Below are 23,087 nucleotides of genomic sequence, written 5' to 3'. Positions count from 1 at the left end.
AAGATTTGGTGGACAGGCGCAGGGCGCACCGGGTCGAGGTCACTTCCGGGCCGAAACGCCCGGCTTGTCAAGCGGGTGGTGGGCGGAGTTGCCAGCGCGAAGTCCGCCACATAGTATGATGTAAATCATACAAGAGTTGGTCATGACCCAATCCGATCATCTTGACCTGTTTTCGCCCGACCAGCGGCGCGAGCGCGTGGTGGATTGGCAGATGCCTGCACAGGTTGCGAAGGTGACGATGGGTCTGTCGGGCATGGACGCCATGCTGGGCATTCGCGACGGCCGCCTGCCGCCGCCGCCCTTCGCAAAACTCATCGGCTTCACCATAGCGGTGGTCGAGCCGGGCCGGATCGTCATGGAATTGGAGCCGCGTGAAGATCTCGAAAATACTGTCGGCCTCTTGCACGGCGCAACCGCCGCGGCGCTGCTGGATACAGCCATGGGGAGCGCGATCTCGACCCGGTTGGAGGCCGGGCAGGGCTCCGTGACCCTCGATCTGAAGCTGACCTTCTTGCGTCCGCTCTCGGTCCGTTCAGGCCTGATCTCGGCCGAAGGCAAGGTGATCAAGCTGGGGCGCCAGACCAGCTACGCTGAAGGTTTCGTTCGTGACGGCAAGGGCGCGCTGGCGGTGCATGCAACCGCAACCTTCCATGATCGGCAACAACTAACTGCGATTTAATGCGCCGTTCGCGACGTTTGCGTGTTATGAGATGATTTCCGACATTCAATGAGATCCGCATGCGTTATTCCCGGGAACACAAGCAGGAAACCCACGACCGCATCGTGAAGAAGGCCTCGGTGCGGCTGCGCGAAAAAGGTGCCCACGGCATCGGCGTCGCCGATCTCATGAAGGAGGCAGGCCTGACCCACGGCGGCTTCTACGCGCATTTCGACTCCCGCGAGGCGCTGGTGATCGAGGCCTTCGCCTACGCCATGGATCGCTCGATCGAGCATTGGCGCAAGCTCACGAGCGAGGCTGCGCCGGAGAAGCGTTTGGCACTGATCGCGGATAGCTATCTCTGCGCGCTGCATCGCGACAATCCAGGCCATGGCTGCTCGATCCCCTCACTCGGCGCCGAGATCGCCCGCGAGAGCCCGAAGACGCGGAAGGCCTTTGCCGGCAAGCTCGACGAGATGATCGAGATGATGACCGATTATATCCCGAACATGCCGCGCAAGGCCGCACGAAAACAGGCGATTGCGACGCTCGCCACAATGGCCGGCACCATGCTGCTGGCGCGCATCGCCGGCTCTAGCGAATTGTCCGACGAGGTGCTGAAGGCGGGCCGGGACAGCGCGCTCGAGGGCGCGCGGCGTGAGCCGAAGGCCGCGGCCGCGAAGAAGGCGCGCGAGAAGCAGAACTAGTGCCAGCTACGCCCCCTCGGGACCTCATCCTGAGGAGACCGCCAAGCGGTCGTCTCGAAGCATGGCCGCGGGTGAGATACGGGCCTGCATGGTTCGAGACGGCGCTTCGCGCCTCCTCACCATGAGGAACTGGCAGTTGTGCTTCGGGCCCTACTAATCGACGTTATCGCCCAGCAAACAGCGCTCGCTCGCGCTCCACGATCTCGCTGATGTAATCTGCGACGGCCCTGATCCGCGCGAGGTCCTTGCTGTCGGCGTGCATCAACATCCAGAACGTCCGCGTGATCGAGATTTCTTCGGGCAGTACGGCTTCGAGCTGCGGGTAGTCGCTTGCCATGAAGTGCGGCAGCACCGCGATTCCGAAGCCTGAGAGCGTTGCATTGAGCTGCGCGATCAGATTGGCGCTGCGGAAACGTGCGGAGATCTTCGGCGACACCTGCGGCAGATAGTCGAGTTCCGGCGTGAACAGCAACTCTTCGATGTACCCGACGAAACGGTGCTGCGGCAGGTCCTGGCGCGACGTGATCTCTGGGAAACGTTCGAGATAGCCGGGCGCGGCATAGAGCCCGAGGCGGTAGTCGAGGAGCTTGCGGCCGACGATGCGGCCTTCCTTCGGCATGGTCAGGCTGATGGCGATGTCGGCCTCGCGTTTGGAGAGGCTGAACAGCCGAGCGGTGGCCACAAGTTGCAGGTCCAGATCGGGGTAACGGTCCGCAAAGGGCGCCAGCCGCGGTGCCAGAAAGGCAGTGCCAAAACCATCGGGCGCGCCGATCCGCACGGTGCCGGTCAGCCGTGCGACCGAGCCGCCGACCTGCTCCTGATTGGCGACGATGGTCGATTCCATCGCTTCCGCACTGTCGGCGACGCGCTGGCCGGCCTCGGTGAGGAGATAGCCGGTCTTGCGCCGGTCAAACAGTTTTGCCGAGAGATGCCTCTCCAGCCGGTCGACGCGGCGAATCACCGTGGCATGATCGACCCCGAGCTGTTTTGCCGCAGCCGACACCGAGCCGCCCCGCACGATGGCCAGCACGAAGCGAAAGTCGTCCCAATCGATAGCGCCTTGATCCAGCATTTTCGCACATCTATGGTGCAATATCTCAGACTTGAATCCTATAAAATGCAGGTCAATAGGATTTGTCAAAGCGATCAGGCTCGACTTCCAAGGAGATCATTCCATGCGTTCAATCGGACATTTCATCGGCGGCAAGGAGGTCAAGGGCACCTCGGGCCGCACCGCCGACGTTTTCGAGCCGATGACCGGTGACGTCCAGGCCAAGGTCGCGTTGGCGTCCAAGGCCGAGGTTCGCGCCGCCGTCGAGAACGCGCGCGCCGCACAGCCGGAGTGGGCCGCGACAAACCCCCAGCGCCGCGGCCGCGTCATGATGAAATTCCTGGAGCTGATCCAGCGCGACTACGACAAGCTCGCCGAGCTGCTCGCGCGCGAGCACGGCAAGACCGTGCCCGACGCCAAGGGCGACATCCAGCGCGGCCTCGAGGTCGTCGAGTTCGCTTGCGGCATCCCGCATTTGATGAAGGGCGAATACACCGAAGGCGCCGGCCCCGGCATCGACATTTATTCGATGCGCCAGCCACTCGGTGTCGTCGCCGGCATCACCCCGTTCAACTTCCCGGCGATGATTCCGATGTGGAAGTTCGCCCCCGCGATCGCCTGCGGCAACGCCTTCATCCTCAAGCCGTCGGAGCGCGATCCCGGCGTGCCGATGAAGCTTGCCGAGCTCATGATCGAGGCGGGCCTGCCGGCCGGTATCCTCAACGTCGTCAACGGCGACAAGGAAGCGGTCGACGCCATCCTCGACGACCCCGGCATTAAGGCCATCGGCTTCGTCGGTTCGACGCCGATCGCGCAGTACATCTACGAGCGCGCCGCGCAGACCGGGAAACGTTGCCAATGCTTCGGCGGCGCCAAGAACCACGCCATCGTGATGCCCGATGCCGACATGGACCAGGCCGTCGACGCGCTGATCGGCGCCGGCTACGGCTCGGCCGGCGAGCGCTGCATGGCCGTCTCCGTCGCGGTCCCGGTCGGCAAGTCCACTGCCGACCGCCTGATGGAGAAGCTGATCCCGCGCGTCGAGAGCCTCAAGATCGGCACCTCGATCGATCCCTCGGCCGATTACGGTCCGCTGGTCACGCGCGAGGCGGTCGAGAAGGTCAAGAGCTACATCGACATCGGCATCAAGGAAGGTGCGACGCTCGCCGTCGACGGCCGCGGCTTCAAGATGCAGGGCTACGAGAACGGCTTCTATCTCGGCGGTTCGCTGTTCGACAACGTCACCAAGGATATGCGGATCTACAAGGAAGAGATCTTCGGCCCGGTGCTCTCGGTCGTGCGCGCGCACGACTACAAGGAAGCGCTGGCGTTGCCCTCGGACCACGACTACGGCAACGGCGTTGCCATCTTCACCCGCGACGGCGACGCCGCGCGCGACTTCGCGGCCAAGGTCAATGTCGGCATGGTCGGCATCAACGTGCCGATCCCGGTGCCGATCGCCTATTACACCTTCGGCGGCTGGAAGAAGTCGGGCTTCGGCGATCTCAACCAGCACGGCCCGGATTCGGTCCGCTTCTACACCAATACCAAGACGGTAACCTCGCGCTGGCCGTCCGGCGTCAAGGAAGGTGCGGAGTTCTCGATCCCGCTGATGAAGTAGGGCTGTAGCCCAGTCGTCATTGCGAGCGCAGCGAAGCAATCCATATCGCCCCGAAAGAAGGAATGGATTGCTTCGTCGCTCCGCTCCTCGCAATGACGAGAAAAATGAGCAGCTAGGCATGCAGTTCGCTCTGAACGAGGATCAGATCGCAATTCGCGACATGGCGTTGGCGTTTGCGGCGGAGAAGATCGCGCCGCAGGCGCTGCGCTGGGACGAGGAGAAGCATTTCCCCGTCGACGTGATGTGCGAGGCCGCCACGCTCGGCATGGGCGGCATCTACATCCGTGACGATGTCGGCGGCTCCGCCATGACGCGGTTCGATGCAGCGCTGATCTTCGAGGCGCTGGCGACGGGCTGCCCGACCACGTCGGCCTTCATCTCGATCCACAACATGGCCTCCTGGATGATCGATGCCTATGGCAGCGACACCCAGCGCCACACATGGCTGCCAAAACTCTGCACCATGGAGCTGATCGCGAGCTATTGCCTGACCGAGCCGGGCGCCGGCTCGGACGCAGCGGCGCTGCGCACCCGTGCCGTGCGCGACGGCGACCACTACGTGCTCAACGGCCAGAAGCAGTTCATCTCCGGCGCCGGCGGCACCGACCTCCTGGTCGCGATGGTCAGGACCGGTGGCGATGGTCCCGGCGGCATCTCGACCCTCGTCATCGACGGCAAGACGCCGGGCGTCTCGTTTGGCGCCAATGAGCGCAAGATGGGCTGGAACGCGCAGCCGACCCGCGCCGTGATGTTCGAGAATGCCCGCGTGCCGGTCGCCAACCGCCTCAGCGAGGAGGGCGCCGGCTTCAAGATCGCGATGGCCGGCCTCGATGGTGGCCGCCTCAACATCACCGCGTGCTCGCTCGGTGGTGCGCAAGTAGCGCTCGAAAAGGCGCGCAGCTACATGAAGGAGCGCAAGGCCTTTGGAAAACGCCTCGACGAATTCCAGGCCTTGCAATTCCGCCTCGCCGACATGGCGATCGAGCTCGAGGCCGCCCGCACCTTTTTGTGGCGCGCAGCCGCGGCGCTGGATCGCAAGGATCCTGATGCCACCATGCTCTGCGCAATGGCAAAACGCTTCGGCACCGACGTCGGCTTCGAGGTCGCCAACCATGCGCTCCAGCTTCACGGCGGCTATGGCTACTTAAGCGAATACGGCATCGAGAAGATCGTGCGCGATCTGCGCGTGCACCAGATCCTCGAAGGCACCAATGAAATCATGCGGCTCATCGTGGCGCGCAAGCTGATCGAGGGCGCACGATGAGTGGCGTGGAAGAGGGCGACCTGATCGCCCGTGTCGAGGGCGCAGTCGGCGTGATCCGCCTCAACCGCCCGAAGGCGCTCAATGCCGTGACGCTGGAGATGTTTCGCGACATCGACAAGGCGCTCGACCGCTTCGAGGCCGATGCGGCCGTCGCTGTGATCCTGCTGGAAGGCGCCGGCGAGCGCGGGCTCTGCGCTGGCGGCGACATCCGCACACTCTGGGAAAGCTCGAAGGTCAACGGTGACCTCGGCAAGATCCTGTGGCGCGAGGAGTACATCCTCAATGCCCGGATCAAGAAGTTCCCGAAGCCGTATGTCGCCTTCATGGACGGCATCGTGATGGGGGGCGGCGTCGGTTTGTCAGCCCATGCCAGCCATCGTGTCGTGACGGATCGCACGAAGCTGGCAATGCCGGAAGTCGGTCTCGGCTTCTTCCCCGATGTCGGCGGTACCTATCTGTTGTCGCATTCGCCGGGCGAGATCGGCACCTATTTCGGGCTGACCGGCCAGACCATGAACGGGCCGGACGCGATCCATGCGAAGTTCGCCGATTGGGTCGTGCCGGCGGTGAAGTTGCCGGAGCTGCGCAACGCCCTGACGAAGCTGCGCTCCGATGCGACCGCGGCCGAGGTCAGCAAGATCATCAACGGCTTTGCGACCGGCGAGACAGCAGGACCAGTATCTGCGAAGGAGCCGATCATCGACGCGCTGTTCGGCTTCGACCGTATGGAAGATATTGTTGCGGCGCTCAAGCGCGACGGCTCAGAGTTTGCGCTCGCCACGTTGAAGACGCTCGGCGAAAAATCGCCACGCGGCATGGTGGTGACGCTGAAGCTCTTGCGGCTCGCACGCACGACGTCCAGTCTTGAAGAGTGTCTCGTGCGCGAATATCGCGCCGCGCTGGAGGTATTTCGCAGCGACGATTTCCGCGAGGGCGTGCGCGCCGCCGTGATCGACAAGGACCGCAATCCGACCTGGTCGCCGCCGCGGATCGAGGATGTGACGCCGCAGATGCTGGCACCATATTTCGCCGAGATCGGCGCCGACGAGCTAAAGTTCAACTAGAATATTGAAGCGGAGGAAACGACAATGGCCACGATCGCATTCATCGGTCTCGGCAATATGGGCGGCCCGATGGCCGCCAATCTGGTCAAGGTCGGCCACAAGGTGGTGGCGTTTGATCTTGTCGAGGCCTCGCGCAACCAGGCCAAGGCCGACGGCGCCGGCATTGCCGACAGCGCAGCGGGCGCGGTGAAAGGCGCGGATGTGGTCGTCACCATGTTGCCGGCCGGCAAGCACGTGCTCTCCGTCTGGAACGAGGTCGTTCCCGCGATGGCCAAGGGCACGCTGATCATCGACAGCTCGACCATCGACGTCGAGAGCGCAAGGCAGGCGCATGCGCTCGCCGCCAAGCACGGCGTGCTCTCCGTCGACGCGCCGGTCTCCGGCGGCACGGGCGGGGCCAAGGGTGCCACGCTGACCTTCATGTGCGGCGGCGAGGAGGGTGCGTTTGCGGCGGCCAAGCCCGTGCTGGAGAACATGGGCAAGAAGATCGTCCATTGCGGCGGCGCCGGCGCCGGCCAGGCCGCGAAGATCTGCAACAACATGATCCTCGGCATTTCCATGATCGCGGTGAGCGAGGCATTTGCGCTAGCTGAGAAGCTCGGGCTCTCGCATCAGGCGCTGTTCGACGTCGCCTCGACCTCGTCGGGGCAGTGCTGGTCGCTAACGACTTATTGTCCGGTGCCGGGCCCGGTGCCGACCTCGCCGGCCAACAACGATTACAAGCCGGGCTTTGCCTCAGCGCTGATGGTGAAGGATCTGACGCTGGCGCAGGACGCCGCGAAGGCCGCAGGTGCGGTGACGCCGCTCGGCAAGCATGCGCAGGAGATCTATCAGTCCTTCGATGCCGCCGGGCAGGGCGGGGTGGATTTTTCCGGAATTATCAAGCACGTTAGGGGGCTGGCCGGGAACACTTGATGACGACATTTCAGGAAGCGCGCGCGTTTCTGCTCAATCACCGCACGGATTACGACACAGCGGTCAAAGGCTTCCGCTGGCCCGATCCGGTTCCCTTCAATTGGGCGCTCGACTGGTTCGACGCCGAGCTGGCGGCGAATGCGGACAGCAAGGACCGTCCGGCGCTCTGGATCGTCGATGCCGCGCACGATCGGCAGACCAAGCTCTCCTTCGCGGCGCTCTCAAAGCGTTCCAACCAGGTCGCGAACTTCCTTCGCGCGCAGGGCTTGAAGCGCGGCGACCACCTTTTGCTGCTGCTCGGCAATGTAGTTCCGCTCTGGGAGACGATGCTGGCGGCGATGAAGCTCGGCGTCGTCGTGATTCCCGCGACCACGCTGCTCACTGCCGACGAGCTGCGCGACCGGCTCGATCGCGGCAAGGCGAAGGCGGTGATTGCTGCCGAGGATCAGGTCGCGAAATTCGCAAGCCTCGGTGCCGAGAGTATCGTCCGCATCGTGGTCGGCGCGGCCTCCAGCGGCTGGCTGGCCTATGACGAGGCGGCGCATGCTTCGGAGAGTTTTGCGCCTGACGGACCGACCAATGCCGATGACCCGATGCTGCTCTATTTCACCTCAGGCACGACCGCAAAACCAAAACTGGTGCGGCACAGTCAGCGCAGTTATCCGGTCGGCCATCTCTCGACCATGTATTGGATCGGGCTGCAGCCCGGCGACGTCCATCTCAACATCTCGTCGCCCGGCTGGGCCAAGCACGCCTGGAGCTGCTTTTTCGCGCCGTGGAATGCGGGCGCCACCGTGTTCGTGGTCAACCAGCCGCGCTTCGACGCAAAAGGCCTGCTCGCCACCATCGGCCGCTGTGGCGTCACAACGTTATGCGCGCCGCCGACGGTATGGCGGCTGTTCATCCAGGAGAACCTTGCCTCCTTCAAGGTGTCGCTTCGCGAGGTCTGCGGTGCCGGCGAGCCGCTCAATCCTGAAGTGATCGACCAGGTGCAGGCGGCCTGGGGCCTCACCATCCGCGACGGCTACGGTCAGACTGAAACGACAGCACTCGCCGGCAATTCGCCGGGCCAGCCAATCAAGGTCGGATCGATGGGTCGGCCGCTGCCGGGCTATCGCGTGCAGATCAGCGATGCCGACGGCAACCCGGCGAAGGAGGGCGAGGTGACGCTGGTGCTCGGCGTGAACCGTCCCGCCGGATTGATGCAGGGCTATCAGAGTGATGACGGCAAGCTCTCCGGTGCGGAAGGCGAGCTCTATCGCAGCGGCGACGTCGTGTTCGCGGACGAGGACGGCTATCTCACATTCGTCGGCCGCTCCGACGACGTGTTCAAATCGTCCGACTACCGCATCAGCCCGTTTGAGCTGGAGAGCGTGCTCTTGGAGCACGAGCTCGTCGCCGAGGCCGCCGTGGTGCCGAGCCCAGATCCGATCCGGCTCGCGGTTCCCAAGGCCTTCGTGTTGCTGACGTCGGGCGCCGAGCGCTCGCCGGAAACCGCGCTCTCGATCTTCAAGCACCTGCACGCGCGCCTTGCGCCGTTCAAGCGCATCCGCCGTCTCGAAATCGTCACCGAGCTGCCGAAGACCATTTCTGGAAAAATCCGTCGCGTGCACCTACGGCGGCTGGAGCGCGATGACGACCGCAACGATCCCCTGCGTGGCCGCGAATTCCGCGAGGAGGATTTTCCGGAGCTGGCAAAAACACGGAGTGAGACCTAAGTGAACGAAGCCTGGAAGAAGCCGCCGATTACGCTGGACGCCTATCAGGCCATGGTCGGCAAAGAGATCGGCGTGTCGTCTTGGCACCTGATCGACCAGCCCCGCATCGACGCCTATGCCGACGTGATCGAGGATCACCAGTTTATCCATGTCGATCCGGAGCGCGCCAAGAAGGAGACCGCGTTCGGCACCACCATCGCACACGGCTTCCTCACGATGTCGCTGATGTCGATCATGTCCTATGAGGTGATGCCTGTGATCGCGGGCACCACGATGGGCGTGAATTACGGGTTCGACAAGCTCCGCTTCATTTCGCCGGTGCGCTCGGGCAAGCGCGTCCGCGGCCGCTTCGTGCTGACGGAGGCCAAGCTACGCAAGGCAGGCGAATTGCAGTCCCGCACCAACGTGACCGTGGAGATCGAAGGCGAGGACAAGCCCGCGCTGGTCGCGGATTGGCTCGGGTTGATCTATTTCGCCTGATCCCGCCAGTCGTTGCCGGGCTTGACCCGGCAATCCATCGCTGCTCAAAAAGGCACCCCAGAGCGGGGTTTCCCCCTCTCCCCTTGTGGGAGAGGGTGCCTCGCGAACGCGAGGCGGGTGAGGGGTCTCTCTCCGCGAGCGCATCTTTGCCGAGAGGGACCCTCATCCGGCGCTTCGCGCCACCTTCTCCCACAAGGGGAGAAGGGAAGAACAGAGACTCCTACTCATGGCAATCAGGTTCGACGGACGCGTCGCCATCGTCACCGGCGCGGGCAATGGTCTGGGGCGGGCGCATGCACTGGGATTGGCCAGCCGCGGCGCCAAGGTCGTCGTCAACGACTTCGGCGGTGCGCGCGACGGCACCGGCGGCTCGCTGTCGCCGGCCGAATCCGTGGTCGAGGAGATCCGCAAAGCGGGCGGCTCCGCGATGGCCGACGGCGCCGATGTCTCGAATTTCGAGCAGGTCACAGCCATGGTCGAGCGCGCCACCAGGGAGTGGGGCAGCGTCGATCTCCTGTGCGCCAATGCCGGCATCCTGCGCGACAAGTCGTTCGGCAAGATGGAGGCGGCCGATTTCCAGAAGGTGCTCGACGTGCATCTCGTCGGCACCTTCTATTGCTGCAAGGCGGTCTGGGCCGGCATGCGCGACCGCAACTACGGCCGCATCGTGCTGACGACGTCGTCCTCCGGCCTCTACGGCAATTTCGGACAGGCCAACTACGGCGCGGCGAAATCGGGCATGGTCGGCCTGATGAACGTGCTCGCGGAAGAGGGCCGCAAGAACAACATCCGCGTCAACATTATCTCGCCGACGGCGGCAACCCGCATGACCGAAGAGCTGCTGCCGCCGCAGGCCCTGCAACTGATGAAGCCGAACGCGATCACGCCCGCGGTCGAGTACATGCTCAGCGAGGACGCGCCGACCCGCACCATCATGGGGGCCGGCGCCGGCTCCTTCGCAGTGATCAAGATCTTGGAGAGCGAAGGCATCAACCTGCCGGAATCCGAATGGACCCCGGACGCGGTCGCCGCGCATTTCGCCGAGATCAGCGACATGTCGAAGGCCAAGGCGCTGACGGGTGCGTTCGAGCAGACGCAGAAATACGTCGCGCAGGCCGCGGCGCGGGCTGGGGTAAAACTCTGACAGCGGTCGCCGTCATCGGCGGCGGTCCCGCCGGGCTGATGGCGGCGGAGGTGCTGGCACAGGGCGGCCTGCGCGTCACCGTCTACGACGCCATGCCGTCCGCTGGCCGAAAATTCCTCATGGCCGGCCGCGGCGGTCTCAATCTCACCCACAACGAGCTGCTGCCGCAATTCATGGCGCGCTACCGCGCGGCGGCGCCGAAACTGAAGGGTGCCATCGACGCGTTTCCGCCCGACGCGCTGCGCGCCTGGAGCGAGGCGCTGGGCGAGCCGACTTTCGTCGGTACCAGCGGGCGGATATTTCCGAAGGCATTCAAGGCCTCGCCCTTGCTGCGCGCCTGGTTGCGGCGCCTCGATGCGAGCGGTGTCCGCTTCGCCTTTCGCCATCGATGGACTGGCTGGGACAACGGGGGACGGCTGCAATTCCAAACACCCGATGGAACGGCTGAAATCGCTGCCAAAGCGACGGTGCTGGCACTCGGCGGCGCAAGCTGGCCGCGGCTCGGCTCAGACGGCAGCTGGGCGACAATTCTGGCGGACAAGGGCATTGCGATATCGCCGCTGCGGCCTGCCAATTGCGGCTTCGCCGTTGCCTGGTCCGATGTGTTTCGCACGCGTTTCGAAGGCCAGCCGCTCAAGGGAATTGCGCTCACCTTCGGTCCGCATGTCCTGCGCGGCGAGGCCATCATCACGCGGGCCGGCATCGAGGGCGGGGCGATCTACGCGTTGTCGGCCGAACTGCGCGAGGCGATTGCGGCGAACGGCGAGGCGGTGCTGCGCGTCGCCTTGCGCCCGGACGTTGATGACGCCGAACTCGTTAAGCGCCTGTCTGCCCCGCGCGGCAAACAATCGCTCTCCAACTTCCTGCGCAAGGCCGCGCAGCTTTCGCCCATATCCGCCGGGTTGCTGCAGGAGGCGGCAATCGGCGCGGGCCAGTCGCTGTCGGCAATGCCGCCCGAGCGATTGGCGGAGCTCATCAACGCCGTGCCGATCAAGCTAACTGGCGTAGCGCCAATTGCGCGTGCCATCTCCAGCGCCGGTGGCATCTTATTCGATGAACTCACAGCGGATTACATGATCCGCAAGCTGCCCGGCGTATTTGCCGCCGGCGAGATGCTGGACTGGGAGGCGTCGACCGGCGGCTATCTGTTGCAGGCCTCGTTTGCGACCGGCGCCGCCGCGGGCAGGGGCGTGCTGAAACGGCTCGCCCAATTGTCGTCCTGATCTTCCCGATCATAACGTGCCGGTCCTAGAGACGAGATTGGTGAGGAGGCCCAACACGCCGAAGCTTGCTGCGACGGCGCAAACCATGGTCCAGCCGCCATAGCTCCAGGCCAGGGAAGCCGCCGCGGCGCCGACGCCGCCACCGAAGAAGAACAGCGCGACAAACAGGCCGTTCAGTCGGCCGCGTGCTTCCGGTCGCAGCAGGTTGATGGCGCGGCGGCCGAGCGTCTGGTCGGTGGTGATGCCGACGTCGAGCAGGATCGTGCCAAGGCTCAACAGCAGCAGTGCGGTGATGCGGGATTCCAGCATGCCCGCCCAGGCACAAAGCGCGAGTGAGCCGATGATGAGCAGATGGGCCGCAAGGAACATCGGCCGCGCCCTGCCTTTGTCGCCCCAGCGGCCGGCGATCGGTGTTGCCGCAGCGCCAGCCACGCCAATCAGCGCGAACGCAGCAATTCCCTTGGCGTCGAGGCCGAATGGAGCATCGGGCAGCCGCAGTGCGACCGCCGACCAGAACGCGGTGAAGGAAGCCATGACAAGCGATGCGGTCCAGGCGCGCACCCGCAGCACGGGCTCATCCCGCAGCAGCCTTGGAAAGGATAGGAGCAATTCGCCGTAGCTCGCGTGTGCTGTCGGTTGAAGCGTTGGAAGGTAGCGGCCAAGCGCGCCGGAAAGCAGCGCCATCAGCGCGGCGGAGACGACGTAATAGGCGCGCCAATTCCAGAGATCCGCGATCAGGCTCGCCGCGGGCCGTGATAAGAGGATACCGATCATCAATCCGCCCATCACCTCGCCGATGGCCTGACCGCGACGGTCCGGCGGCACCATGGATGCGACCAGCGGAACCATCATCTGGATCGCCGCGCAGGACGCGCCGAGGATGAAGGTGGCGAGCAGCAGGAACGAGGGCGTCGGCGCAAGTGCCGTTGCAAGCGCGGCGAGGATGGCACAGCCGAGCGTCCGCAGGATGAGTCGCCGGTTCTCGACGAGATCGACCAGAGGCACGAGCAGCAGCAGGCCGAGGGCATAACCGAGCAATGTCAGCGTGCTGATCAGGCCGGCCTGCCACGCAGTCATGGACAGTGACCGGCCAATCAGTCCGAGCAGGATCTGCGGCGCGAACAGATCGGTGACGACGACACCGGCGGTGATGGCGCCGAGCCAGATCAGGGGCCGCTCGGCGAGTTGGCTTCGAGACGCCGGCTTGGTTGCTTCGGAAATGGTCATGGATCCTCGCAGCTCTGGTGCGGGACCCTTTAAGCGGAAGCATCATTATGCTACAATTCAAATAAGACTATAAAGAATATGCGAGTTGCTCATGAACACCCATGACCTTGTCGCGTTCGTCGCGGTGGTCGAGACCGGATCGATCGTCGCGGCCTCGGCACGTCTCAATCTCACGCAGCCCGGCGTGACGCGTCGTATCCAGAATCTCGAGGAGATGCTGGGGGCACAGCTCCTGGATCGACTGTCGAAGCCGCTGAAACCGACGGCGGCGGGCCACGAGGCCTATGAGCAGGGCCGGCGCCTGCTCAGGATGCTGGACGACCTCAAGTCGGGTGTTGCCGATGACGGCATGGTGCGTGGCGAGTTCAGGCTCGGTCTGACGCCGTTCCTCTCGGAGGCAGGGTTGACCGGACCGCTCGATGCTGTGCGCGCCGAATTTCCCTTACTTGCCGTGCGTGTTGTCTCGGGTTGGTCGCCAAACCAGCTCGAACGTGTCTGTCGCAACGAACTCGATGCCGCCGCGATCTGTCTGCCTGACGGAGCCGTGCCGCCTGCCGATCTCGTTGCCGATGATCTCGGGGCGCAGCCGGTTGTGTTTGTCGTCGCGCGCGACATGAAGATTCCGCGCATCGTCGACCTGGAACGACTGTCGCAGCTATCCTGGGTGATCAACCAGGACGGTTGCGGGTTTCGCGATACGCTGAAACGAAAGTTCGATGCCGCGCATCTGCCGTTCAATATCGCGGTAGAGGCGTTGGACAGCGAACTGCGCCTCTCGCTGGTGTCGCGCGGCCTCGGCGTCGGGCTGGTCACTCCGATCGCGCTGAAGCACAGCGCGTTTCGTGACAAGCTCAAGGCCGTCGCTGCGCGCGACTTCAAACCCGCCGTGCGCGCATGGATGATCCATCGCGCGCCCGCCGGCCGTCTGGAGCGGCCGATCAAGCTCTTCCGCGACGGGCTGGACAGAGAGCTCCAGGCCCTGATCGGCCGCTAGCGCAGCTTCCCCCGCGCCGCGACCGGCAGTGTGCCGATGATCTCCTCGCCGCGCACCATCACGACCTCATCCATCATGTTGACGACGACGCAGACATGGTTCGGCACGATGCGGACGACATCGCCGACGTTGGGCCGCGTGTTGCTGCGGGAGAGGTCGAGGAAGCCGTGCTCCTCGGCAAAGCGCGCGATGTTCGCCTCGGGATGCTCCAGGATCAGGCCGTGACCGTCGAGGCCGCCGGTGTCCGTGGTCAGCGTCTTCGAACCGGCATCGAGAATGCCGCGCTCGGGCGCAGCGCGGCTCACCACCGTCGAATAGATGTGCAGTGCGCAGTCGTCCCAACTGGCGACGCCGGCGGCGACCTGCATACGGTCGTTGTAGATATAGGTGCCGAAGCGGTGCTCGGTGCCGCCCTTGAGCTTGCCGAGGTTCTTCAGGTTCGGCGTACCGCCAGTGGAGACGATCTTCGCGTCCAGCGCGTGCGCGCGCACGCCAGCTAGCGCCTCGTCGTAGAATTTTTGCGCCTCCGCCCAGCCGGTCTCGGTCGGATACATCAGGAAGCCGGCGAACTGCAGTCCTTTGGACGCGGCAATCTCCCGCGCCAAAGCGATTGCTTCGGCCGGCGTCTCGACACCGGCGCGCTTGCGGCCCGTGTCGCATTCGACCACGACCGAGAGCGGGCGGCCTGATGCGGCGGCTGCCTTGGGGAGCCCTGCGACGACCGTCGAATTGTCGGCGGCCACGGTCATGTTGGCCTTCGCCTGGAGCGCTCCGAGCCGCGCCATCTTCTCCTCGCCCAGGAGATTGTAGCTGATCAGGATATCGTCGATGCCGGCATTGGCCATGATCTCGGCTTCGCCGAGCTTCTGGCAGGTGATCCCCTTGGCGCCGGCCGCAACCTGCATTTTTGCAATCGTCGGGTTCTTGTGTGTCTTGATGTGGGGACGATTGGCGATCCCGGCATCATCGCAGGCCTTCTGGATGCGCGCGATGTTGCGCTCGACCCTGTCCATGTCGATGACAGCGCAGGGCGTGCCGTATTCGCGGGCGATTTTTGCGGCGAGGGGGGTGGTCATGGAAGTCCTTTCGTTGGCGCGTGTTCCAATCGCAAACCGGTGCCCACTTTTGCGGAATACGCGCTATGCCTGTTCAATCTCTTCGCGGAGCATTTCAAGTTCGAGCCAGCGCTCTTCGGCAGCAGACAATTCTTCATGCGCCTTGGCGATGGCGGCGGAGGTGTCGTCGAACTTCTTACGATCCTTGGTGTAGAGGTTGGGATCGTCGAGCACGCGTTGCAGCTTGGCGATATCGGCCTGCAACGCTTCCATCTTCTTCGGCAGCGTTTCCAGCGCGTGCTTCTCGTTGAAGCTCAGGCGCCGCTTTGGTGCGGCAGCGGGAGCAGCTGGCCGTTCCTCTTTCTTCTCCGCCGAGGCCTGCACCTTTGCCGTATCACGTTTGAGGTCCGCGCCGCGCTGCGCCAGCATGTCGCTGTAGCCGCCGGCATATTCGATCCATTTGCCGTTACCCTCGGGCGCGATCACGGAGGTGACGACGCGATCGAGGAAATCGCGGTCGTGGCTGATCAGGATTACCGTGCCCTCGTAATCGCCGAGCATCTCCTCGAGCACGTCGAGGGTGTCGAGATCGAGATCGTTGGTCGGCTCGTCCAGCACCAGGAGGTTCGAGGGCTTTGCCAGCGCGCGGGCCAGCATCAGCCGGCCACGCTCGCCGCCGGAGAGCACCTCAAGCGGCGTGCCGCGCTGTTCCTGTGCGAACAGAAAGTCCTTCATGTAGCCGACGACATGCTTCGGCTTGCCGCCGACCATGATGTGATCGCCGCGGCCACCGGTCAGCGCTTCAGCCAGCGTCGACTTCGGATCGAGGCTTTCACGGTGCTGGTCGAGCGTTGCCATCTCGAGATTGGCCCCGAGCCGCACAATGCCGGAATCCGGCTGCGTGCCGCCGGTGAGCAGGTTGACCAGGGTGGTCTTGCCGGCGCCGTTCGGCCCGATGATGCCGAGCCGATCGCCGCGCTGAATGCGGGTGGAGAAGTTTTCGACGATCTTGCGCTCGCCATAGGCCTTGGTGATGCCCTTGGCCTCGATCACCAGCTTGCCGGACTGCTCGGCTTCCGCGGCTGCCAGATTGGCGCTGCCGGCGCTGCCGCGATAATTGCGACGCTGGTCGCGCAGCGCATGCAGATTGGCGAGGCGCTTGACGTTGCGCTTGCGCCGGCCGGAGACGCCGTGGCGCAGCCAGTGCTCCTCGTCGACGATCTTGCGGTCGAGCTTGTGCTGGTCGCGCTCTTCCTCCGCCAGCACCTCGTCGCGCCAAGCCTCGAACGAGGCAAAGCCGCGGTCGATCTGCTTGATTTTGCCGCGGTCGAGCCAGGCGGTGGAGCGCGACAGGTTGGTGAGGAAGCGGCGGTCGTGGCTGATCAGCACCAGCGCACTGCGCCGGCTGTCGAGCTCCTTTTCCAGCCACTCGATGGTGGAGAGATCGAGATGGTTGGTCGGCTCGTCAAGCAGCAAGATGTCGGGCGAGGGCGCCAGCACGCGGGCGAGCGCGGCACGACGGGCCTCGCCGCCAGAGAGGTTATGCGGGTTCTCCTCGCCGGTGAGACCGAGCTGTTCCAAGAGATAACGCGCCTGGTGCAGGTCGTCGCCGGGCGCGAGGCCTGCCTCGACATAAGCGAGCGTGGTCTTGTGCTCGCCGAAGTCCGGCTCCTGCGGCAGATAGCGCACGGTAGCGCCAGGCTGCACGAAGCGCGTGCCGCCATCGGGTTCGACCAGGCCGGCGGCGATCCTGAGCAGCGTCGACTTGCCGGAGCCGTTACGGCCGATCAGGCAGACGCGCTCGCTTGGCGCGACATTGAGCTCGACGCCGCTCAAAAGCGGCGTGCCGCCAAACGTCAGCCTGATGTCTTTCAGTTGGATCAGCGGCGGCGCCATGGTCAGCTCTGACTGGTTGCGGCCGCATCAGCGCGGCGGCGCTGAATCCGGCGCAGCGTCTGGTCCAGCGCCGAGAGGAATGCGGAACGGTCGCGCGGCGCGAACGAGCGCGGGCCGCCGGTGACTTCGCCGGCCGAACGCAGATCCGTCATGAGGTTGCGCACCGCCAACGTCATGCCGATCGATTCCTCCGTGAACGGCTTGCCGTTTGGTGCGATCACGTCGGCGCCCGCCTTGACGCAACGGCTGGCCAGCGGAATGTCTGATGTCACGACAACATCGCCGGGCTTGGCGCGCTCCGCGATCCAGTCGTCGGCCGCGTCCATGCCCGGACCGGCGGCGATGCGCTCGATCAGGGGATCTTGGGGCACGCGGATGAAATTGCCGGCAACCACGCTCACGGGCACGCCGTGGCGGAGCGCGACGCGGTAGATCTCGTCCTTCACCGGACAGGCGTCGGCATCGATATAGATGCGAGTGGGGGTGTCAGTCATTGGCCGCGTGGTACCCCATTCGGGCCGCAAAGGCGAGGGGATTGACCGGTGTTCCCTGGGCTCTACGATCAGCTCCGAAACAACAAGAACGGGAACGCCAGCCATGCCGGACCGGCTCGAAACCTATCGCGTCCAGGCCTACAACACTGCAAAGCAGTCCGAGAACAAGATGCACGACGACACGGTGGCGCGCCGTTTCGGCTTTTCCGGCGGGCTGGTGCCGGGCGTCGATGTCTTCGCCTACATGATGCACGTGCCGATTGCCCGCTGGGGCCGCGATTTCCTCACCCGTGGACTGGTCGAGGCGCGCTTCATCAAGCCGGTCTATGACGGCGAGACCGCCGATGTCGATGCCACCGAGCACAATGGCCTGCTGACGATCGAGGTGTTCAGTCGCACCGAGCTTTGTGCGACGGGCACGGCCACGCTGCCAGCGGCGGCGCCGACGATTTCGCTGAGCGACTATGTCGAGGTGCCTGTTGTTGGCGAGCGCACGCCAGTCAGTCCGGCGACGTTCGAAACGGGGAAATGGCTGGGCACGCTTCCGCGCCGCTGGGCTGAACAGGATGCGGCCGACTATCTCGCCGATATCAGGGAGACCGATCCGATCTTCGCACGCGAGAGGCTCGGCCATCCCGGCCTGATCCAGCGCGTCATCAACCGCGTGCTGGTCGACAACACCATTCTGGGTCCGTGGATTCACGTCGGTAGCCGTATGCAATTGCTGGCGGCCGCGCGCGCTGGCGACGAGATCACCGCGCGGGCAAAAGTCACCGCGAATTACGAGAAGAAGGGCCACCGCTTCGTCGAGCTCGACGCGCTGGTTGTTGCCAACGGCACCACGCCGCTGGCGCATTGCCAGCACACCGCGATCTATCAGCCACGCGAGCAGGCTGCGGCGTAGGGAAGGCGCACGGCGCGTCCTCACATTCGCTGTCATTCCCCGCGAAGGCGGGGAACCCAGTACGCCGCGGCCATCAAGAAAACCACAACCGTCTCGGAGTACTGGATCGCCCGGTCCCGGCTCCGCCAAGGCTACGCCGAGGCCCACAGGAGTGCTCGGCCCGCCGAAGCCTTGGCGAAGGCGGCAAGCCGGGCGATGACAGTTTGCGCGTGGAAACGGCAGGTGATCGCTCTGCGAGAGAGGCCCTTACGCCGCCTTGGCCTTCGCCTCTTGGATCGCCCGCCACACCCGCTCCGGCGTGAGCGGCATGTCGATGTGGTTGATGCCGTACTCTGAAAGCGCGTCAAGTACCGCGTTCACCACCGTCGACAGGCTGCCGGCGCAGCCGGCTTCGCCGCAGCCCTTGCTGCCGAGCGGATTGGTCGTGGCCGGCACCGGATGATCGCCGACCGTCATGTTCGGCACGTCCTCGGCGCGCGGCAGCGCGTAGTCCATCAGTGAGCCCGTGATCGGCTGGCCGCTGTCGTCGTAGCGGATCTGCTCCATCAGCGCCTGACCGATGCCCTGGACGACGCCGCCATGGAGCTGGCCCGCGACCAGCATCGGATTGATCACCGTGCCGAAATCGTTGACCGCGCTGTAGCGCACGATCTGCACCACGCCGGTCTCCGGATCGATCTCGACCTCGGCGACGTGGCAGCCGTTCGGGAAGGCCGACGGCACCGGCTCGCTGGTGTGGTCGACGTCGAGGCTGTCAGGCACGCCCTCCGGCACCTTGCCACCATGCAGGCGCTGCGCCAGCTCCATGATATCGATGCTGCGATCGGTGCCAGCGATGGTGAAGCGGCCGCCTTCGAACTCGATGTCGGCCTCGGACGCCTCCAGCATGTGCGCGGCGGCGCGCTTGCCCTTTTCGATCACGAGCTTGGCGGCTCCCACGATCGCCATGCCGCTCGCGGTGATCGAGCGCGAACCGCCGGTGCCGTTGCCGGTGTGCACGATGTCGCTGTCGCCCTGGACGAGCTTGACGCGCTCGAAGGGCACCCCGAGCTGCTCGCTCAAAACTTGCGCAAACGGCGTCGCATGGCCCTGGCCGTAATCGAGCGTGCCGGTGACGAGCTGCACGGTGCCGTCAGGGTCGAACACGATCTTGCCGAGCTCGGGGCTCGGCGGCGCCGTGACCTCCAGATAGGAGCCGACCGCGATGCCGCGCAGCTTGCCGGCCTTTTTGCTCTCCTTCTTGCGCTTCGCAAAATTATCGTAGTCGGAGATTTCGAGCGCCTTGTTGAACACGGCCTGGAAGTCGCCGCTGTCATACGTGACGCCGGAGGAGGCCGCGAACGGCATCTGGTCCGGCTTGATGAAGTTGCGCTTGCGCAAGGTCAGCCGGTTGATGCCCATCTCGTCGGCGGCGCGGTCGATCAGCCGCTCCATGTAATAGTTCGCCTCGGGCCGACCGGCGCCGCGATAGGCGCCCATCAGCGTGGTGTTGGTCAAAACCGTCTTGATGTCGACCGCCATCAGCGGCGTGCGATAGACGCTGGAAAAATTCTTGCCGGTATTGAGCGAGAGCGGCCCCGGCGCAACGCCGGTTATATAGGCGCCAAGATTGCCGTAGCCGGAGAGCTTGGCCGCGAGGAAATGCCCCTCGGCATCGAGTGCGAGCTCGGCATGGATTTTTTGTGCACGGCCGTGGCTGTCGGAGAGAAAGCTGGTGGAGCGCTCGTCCAGCCATTTCACCGGCCGCTCCAGCGCCTTCGCCGCGTACAGGATGCACATGTACTCGGGATAGTTGATGTTCTTCATGCCGAAGGAGCCGCCGACATTGGCGGTGAGGATGCGTACCTTCTCGTTCGGCACTTTCAGGTTCTTGGCGAGATTGGCCCGGTTGCCGGCGACACCCTGCGTCGGCACCTGAAGCGTGTAGCGCTCGGTCTTCTTGTCGTAGGAGGCAAGCCCCACGCGCGGCTCCATCGAGACCACGGCGACGCGGGTATTCTCGATGTCGAGCTTGGTGACGTGGGCGGCGCTGGCAAACGCCGCGTTCACCTTCTCCATGTCGCCATAGTGGTAGTCGAGCGCGACGTTGTTCGGGATATGGTCGTAGAGCTGCGGCGCGCCGGGCTTGGCCGCTTCCTCGGGGTCCGTCACTGCCGGCAGCGGCTCGATGTCGAGCTCGACGGCGTCGGCCGCATCGCGCGCCTGGGCCAGCGTCTCTGCCACCACGAAGGCGACGGGATCGCCGACGAAGCGGACCTTGTCGGTCGCCAGCGGCTGACGGTTAGTCTGAAGCAGGGGCGAGCCGTCGCGGCTCTTCAGCGGCAGGCCGCAGGTGAAGGGGCCGTAGCCGGCTGCATCGAGATCGGTGCCGGTCCACACCCCCAGTACGCCCGGCATCGCCTTGGCGGCATCAATGCCGATGCGGCGGATGATGCCATGGGCGTGGGTGGAGCGGACGACAACGGCATAGGCCTGGCCGGGCAGGTTGAAATCGTCGGTATAGCGGCCTTTGCCGCGCACCAGCGTGTCGTCCTCCTTACGTCGGACGGGCTGCCCGACGCCATATTTTTGCAGTGCAATAGCGTTTTCGAGCGCGGACGATTTGGTATGTTCTTGCATGGAGTGACCTGAAAAGCCGGTATTTGCGCATTTTCGCGGCAGCGGGAGACCGGACCTCACTGAAATACCCCACGGCCCCGTTCACGACAACGCACGAATGGGCATGGTCCCATGTGATGCGATGTTGCGCAGACCTGCTGCGCTGCTAATGTTTCAGGCGAAAAGCAATTCCAGATCGGCCCGATGGGTCGCGGAAAGACAGTTTGTATGAATGACCACACGCGGCTCCGCGATGGCCTTGGGCTGCACGGTGAGCTGGAGGGGTCGATGGCGGCGGTGGCGTTGGCCACTGTACCGGCCGTCGGCGCGCAGGCGCCGGGAACCGGCGTCTATGCGGCGCTGGACCTCGGCACCAACAATTGCCGACTCCTGATCGCCTGTCCGACCCAGGACGGCTTTCGCGTAGTCGATTCCTTCTCGCGCATCATCCGGCTCGGCGAGGGCGTCTCGGCAACGGGATGCATCAGCGAGGCGGCGATCGAGCGCGCCATCGCGGCGCTCAGCATCTGCCGCGACAAGATCAATTTGCGCAAGGCGCGGCGGCTGCGCCTGATCGCGACCGAGGCCTGCCGCGCAGCCTCGAATGCGCAAGGTTTCCGCAGCCGTGTCGCGGCCGAGACCGGCATCGAGCTGGAGGTGATCGACCGCGAGACGGAGGCGGCGCTCGCCGTGCTCGGCTGTTCGCCGCTGGTGGACCCCAGAGGACGCGGTGCGATCCTGTTCGATATCGGCGGCGGCTCGACCGAACTGGTGCGGATCGAGCGCGATCCGGAAAATCCCGAGCCGCGCATAAAAGCCTGGATGTCGATCCCGCTTGGCGTCGTCACCCTCGCCGAGCAGTTCGGCGGCCGCGACGTGACGTCGGAGATCTATGCCGCGATGGAGCAGGAGGTTGCGAGCCACGTCGCGCCGTTTGCGGGGCAGCATGGCGGCGATCTCGCCGACATGCATCTTTTGGGCACCTCCGGCACGGTAACCACGCTCGCCGGCATCCATCTCAACCTCGCGCGCTACGACCGCCGTCGCATCGACAGCATCTGGATGAACGATTCCGACATCACCGCGACCATCAACAAGCTGCTCGGCATGAGCTACGAGGAGCGTGCCGGCAACAGCTGCATCAGCATCGAGCGTGCCGATCTCGTGCTCGCCGGCTGCGCCATTCTCGATGCTATTAGGCGCGCCTTTCCGCTGCCGCGTCTGCGCGTCGCCGATCGGGGCTTACGCGAAGGCATGCTGGTCGAGATGATGCGCGAGGACGGCGCCCTCAGGAGCTGGTGAGATGGCCAAGGACACCACCGGCCGCTTGCACGTCCAAGTCAAGACCAAGGTCAAGACCGGCGGCAAGCGCAAGCTCTCGTCGAAGCTGTGGCTGGAGCGGCAGCTCAACGATCCCTATGTCGCGAAAGCCAAGGCGGCGGGCTATCGCTCGCGCGCGGCGTTCAAGCTCTTGGAGATCGACGACAAGTTCCGTCTTCTCAAGCCAGGCATGGCTGTGGTGGACCTCGGTGCAGCGCCCGGCGGCTGGAGCCAGATTGCCGCCAAGCGCGTCGGCTCCACGGAAGGCAAGGGCAAAGTCGTCGCGATCGACCTGCTGGAGATGCCTGAGATCCCGGGCGTCGATTTCGCGCAGCTCGACTTCATGGACAATGACGCCCCCGAAAAGCTCACCGCGATGCTGGGCGGCGGCGCCGACGTCGTGATGTCGGACATGGCGGCCAACACCACCGGCCATCGCAAGACCGACCAGCTCCGCATCGTCGGTCTCATCGAGACCGCGGCGGCCTTTGCCTGCGACGTGCTCAAGCCCGGCGGCACGTTCCTGGCAAAGACTTTCCAGAGCGGTGCCGACGCCGATCTGCTCGCCCAGCTCAAGCGCGATTTCACCGCCGTGCGTCACGTCAAGCCGGCCGCGAGCCGCCAGGATTCCTCGGAACGCTACGTGCTGGCGACGGGCTTTCGGGGCGAGGCGAAGGCGTAACCACAAGCGCTGTCATTCCGGGGCGCCTCGAAGAGGCGAGCCGGGAATCCATTTCTCCTCGCGCTCCGCGGC

The 23,087-nt window shown here is 64.8% G+C and carries 20 protein-coding genes; 14 read left to right on the top strand and 6 right to left on the bottom strand.

What is annotated here, in order from left to right:
- Positions 1 to 142 precede the first annotated feature (142 nt).
- Together IVB12_RS29790 and IVB12_RS29785 are read left to right on the top strand one after the other, a co-directional pair.
- Positions 143 to 679: a PaaI family thioesterase gene (locus IVB12_RS29790; protein WP_247304442.1), complete on the top strand. Its 537-nt coding sequence runs from the start codon at positions 143 to 145 to the stop codon at positions 677 to 679.
- A 59-nt stretch (positions 680 to 738) separates the two neighbouring features.
- Positions 739 to 1,365, top strand: a complete 627-nt coding sequence (locus IVB12_RS29785; RefSeq protein ID WP_247304440.1) for a TetR/AcrR family transcriptional regulator — start codon at positions 739 to 741, stop codon at positions 1,363 to 1,365.
- Between the two features lie 163 nt (positions 1,366 to 1,528).
- Here IVB12_RS29785 and IVB12_RS29780 read toward each other — a convergent pair whose 3' ends face one another.
- Positions 1,529 to 2,437 carry a LysR family transcriptional regulator gene (locus tag IVB12_RS29780; protein ID WP_247304439.1) on the bottom strand — a complete coding sequence of 303 codons (909 nt, stop codon included), beginning with the start codon at positions 2,435 to 2,437 and terminating at the stop codon, positions 1,529 to 1,531.
- 103 nt (positions 2,438 to 2,540) lie between these two features.
- Here IVB12_RS29780 and IVB12_RS29775 point away from each other — a divergent pair, with 103 nt between their 5' ends.
- From IVB12_RS29775 to IVB12_RS29740, 8 genes are all read left to right on the top strand, one after another.
- Positions 2,541 to 4,037, top strand: a complete 1,497-nt coding sequence (locus IVB12_RS29775; protein ID WP_247304437.1) for a CoA-acylating methylmalonate-semialdehyde dehydrogenase — start codon at positions 2,541 to 2,543, stop codon at positions 4,035 to 4,037.
- Positions 4,038 to 4,155: 118 nt separating this feature from the next.
- Positions 4,156 to 5,301: an isobutyryl-CoA dehydrogenase gene (locus tag IVB12_RS29770; RefSeq protein WP_247304435.1), complete on the top strand. Its 1,146-nt coding sequence runs from the start codon at positions 4,156 to 4,158 to the stop codon at positions 5,299 to 5,301.
- Positions 5,298 to 6,365: an enoyl-CoA hydratase/isomerase family protein gene (locus IVB12_RS29765; protein WP_247304433.1), complete on the top strand. Its 1,068-nt coding sequence runs from the start codon at positions 5,298 to 5,300 to the stop codon at positions 6,363 to 6,365. The genes IVB12_RS29770 and IVB12_RS29765 overlap by 4 nt, the downstream gene beginning before the upstream one ends.
- Positions 6,366 to 6,389: 24 nt before the next feature.
- Complete coding sequence (mmsB, locus tag IVB12_RS29760; RefSeq protein WP_247304431.1) at positions 6,390 to 7,280, top strand: 3-hydroxyisobutyrate dehydrogenase; 891 nt, start codon at positions 6,390 to 6,392, stop codon at positions 7,278 to 7,280.
- Positions 7,280 to 8,998, top strand: a complete 1,719-nt coding sequence (locus tag IVB12_RS29755; protein ID WP_247304428.1) for an AMP-binding protein — start codon at positions 7,280 to 7,282, stop codon at positions 8,996 to 8,998. Before mmsB ends, IVB12_RS29755 begins: the two co-directional genes overlap by 1 nt.
- Positions 8,999 to 9,478 (top strand): MaoC family dehydratase, encoded by a 480-nt coding sequence (locus tag IVB12_RS29750; RefSeq protein WP_247304426.1) that lies wholly within the window; start codon positions 8,999 to 9,001, stop codon positions 9,476 to 9,478.
- A gap of 226 nt (positions 9,479 to 9,704) precedes the next feature.
- Positions 9,705 to 10,622 (top strand): SDR family NAD(P)-dependent oxidoreductase, encoded by a 918-nt coding sequence (locus IVB12_RS29745; protein ID WP_247304423.1) that lies wholly within the window; start codon positions 9,705 to 9,707, stop codon positions 10,620 to 10,622.
- Positions 10,619 to 11,845 carry a TIGR03862 family flavoprotein gene (locus IVB12_RS29740; RefSeq protein ID WP_256466441.1) on the top strand — a complete coding sequence of 409 codons (1,227 nt, stop codon included), beginning with the start codon at positions 10,619 to 10,621 and terminating at the stop codon, positions 11,843 to 11,845. The genes IVB12_RS29745 and IVB12_RS29740 overlap by 4 nt, the downstream gene beginning before the upstream one ends.
- 9 nt (positions 11,846 to 11,854) lie before the next feature.
- Here the strand turns inward: IVB12_RS29740 and IVB12_RS29735 are convergent, their stop codons facing one another.
- Positions 11,855 to 13,072, bottom strand: a complete 1,218-nt coding sequence (locus IVB12_RS29735) for an MFS transporter (protein ID WP_247304419.1) — start codon at positions 13,070 to 13,072, stop codon at positions 11,855 to 11,857.
- Between the two features lie 91 nt (positions 13,073 to 13,163).
- Between IVB12_RS29735 and IVB12_RS29730 the strand changes: the two genes are divergently transcribed.
- Positions 13,164 to 14,066, top strand: coding sequence for a LysR family transcriptional regulator (locus IVB12_RS29730; RefSeq protein ID WP_247304417.1), 903 nt, complete (start codon positions 13,164 to 13,166; stop codon positions 14,064 to 14,066).
- Here IVB12_RS29730 and IVB12_RS29725 read toward each other — a convergent pair.
- The 3 genes from IVB12_RS29725 to IVB12_RS29715 all read right to left on the bottom strand — a co-directional run bounded on the left by IVB12_RS29725 (position 14,063) and on the right by IVB12_RS29715 (position 17,511).
- Entirely contained in the window at positions 14,063 to 15,142 is a 1,080-nt protein-coding gene (locus IVB12_RS29725; protein WP_247304414.1) for a D-TA family PLP-dependent enzyme, read from the bottom strand. The two genes, IVB12_RS29730 and IVB12_RS29725, sit on opposite strands and share 4 nt — an antisense overlap.
- A gap of 63 nt (positions 15,143 to 15,205) precedes the next feature.
- Positions 15,206 to 17,017, bottom strand: a complete 1,812-nt coding sequence (locus IVB12_RS29720) for an ATP-binding cassette domain-containing protein (RefSeq protein WP_247304412.1) — start codon at positions 17,015 to 17,017, stop codon at positions 15,206 to 15,208.
- Positions 17,018 to 17,019: 2 nt separating this feature from the next.
- Entirely contained in the window at positions 17,020 to 17,511 is a 492-nt protein-coding gene (locus tag IVB12_RS29715; RefSeq protein WP_247304411.1) for a YaiI/YqxD family protein, read from the bottom strand.
- 103 nt (positions 17,512 to 17,614) lie between these two features.
- On the opposite strand from IVB12_RS29715, the gene IVB12_RS29710 reads away from it, so the two are divergent.
- The gene (locus IVB12_RS29710) at positions 17,615 to 18,415 is read left to right on the top strand and encodes a hypothetical protein (RefSeq protein ID WP_247304410.1); all 801 of its coding nucleotides are present in this window, start codon (positions 17,615 to 17,617) and stop codon (positions 18,413 to 18,415) included.
- A gap of 246 nt (positions 18,416 to 18,661) precedes the next feature.
- On the opposite strand, the gene IVB12_RS29705 is transcribed toward IVB12_RS29710, so the two are convergent.
- The gene (locus IVB12_RS29705; RefSeq protein WP_247304409.1) at positions 18,662 to 21,034 is read right to left on the bottom strand and encodes a xanthine dehydrogenase family protein molybdopterin-binding subunit; all 2,373 of its coding nucleotides are present in this window, start codon (positions 21,032 to 21,034) and stop codon (positions 18,662 to 18,664) included.
- A 207-nt stretch (positions 21,035 to 21,241) separates the two neighbouring features.
- Between IVB12_RS29705 and IVB12_RS29700 the strand changes: the two genes are divergently transcribed.
- Entirely contained in the window at positions 21,242 to 22,315 is a 1,074-nt protein-coding gene (locus tag IVB12_RS29700; protein ID WP_247304408.1) for a Ppx/GppA phosphatase family protein, read from the top strand.
- Position 22,316: 1 nt separating this feature from the next.
- A complete protein-coding gene (locus tag IVB12_RS29695) occupies positions 22,317 to 23,015 on the top strand; it encodes an RlmE family RNA methyltransferase (protein ID WP_247304407.1) in 699 nt (232 codons plus the stop codon).
- Positions 23,016 to 23,087: the final 72 nt, after the last annotated feature.

Origin of the sequence: Bradyrhizobium sp. 179, from assembly GCF_023073535.1 — a bacterium.
Classification (GTDB): Bacteria; Pseudomonadota; Alphaproteobacteria; order Rhizobiales; family Xanthobacteraceae; genus Bradyrhizobium.
This window is presented reverse-complemented; position numbering and strand designations above follow the sequence as displayed.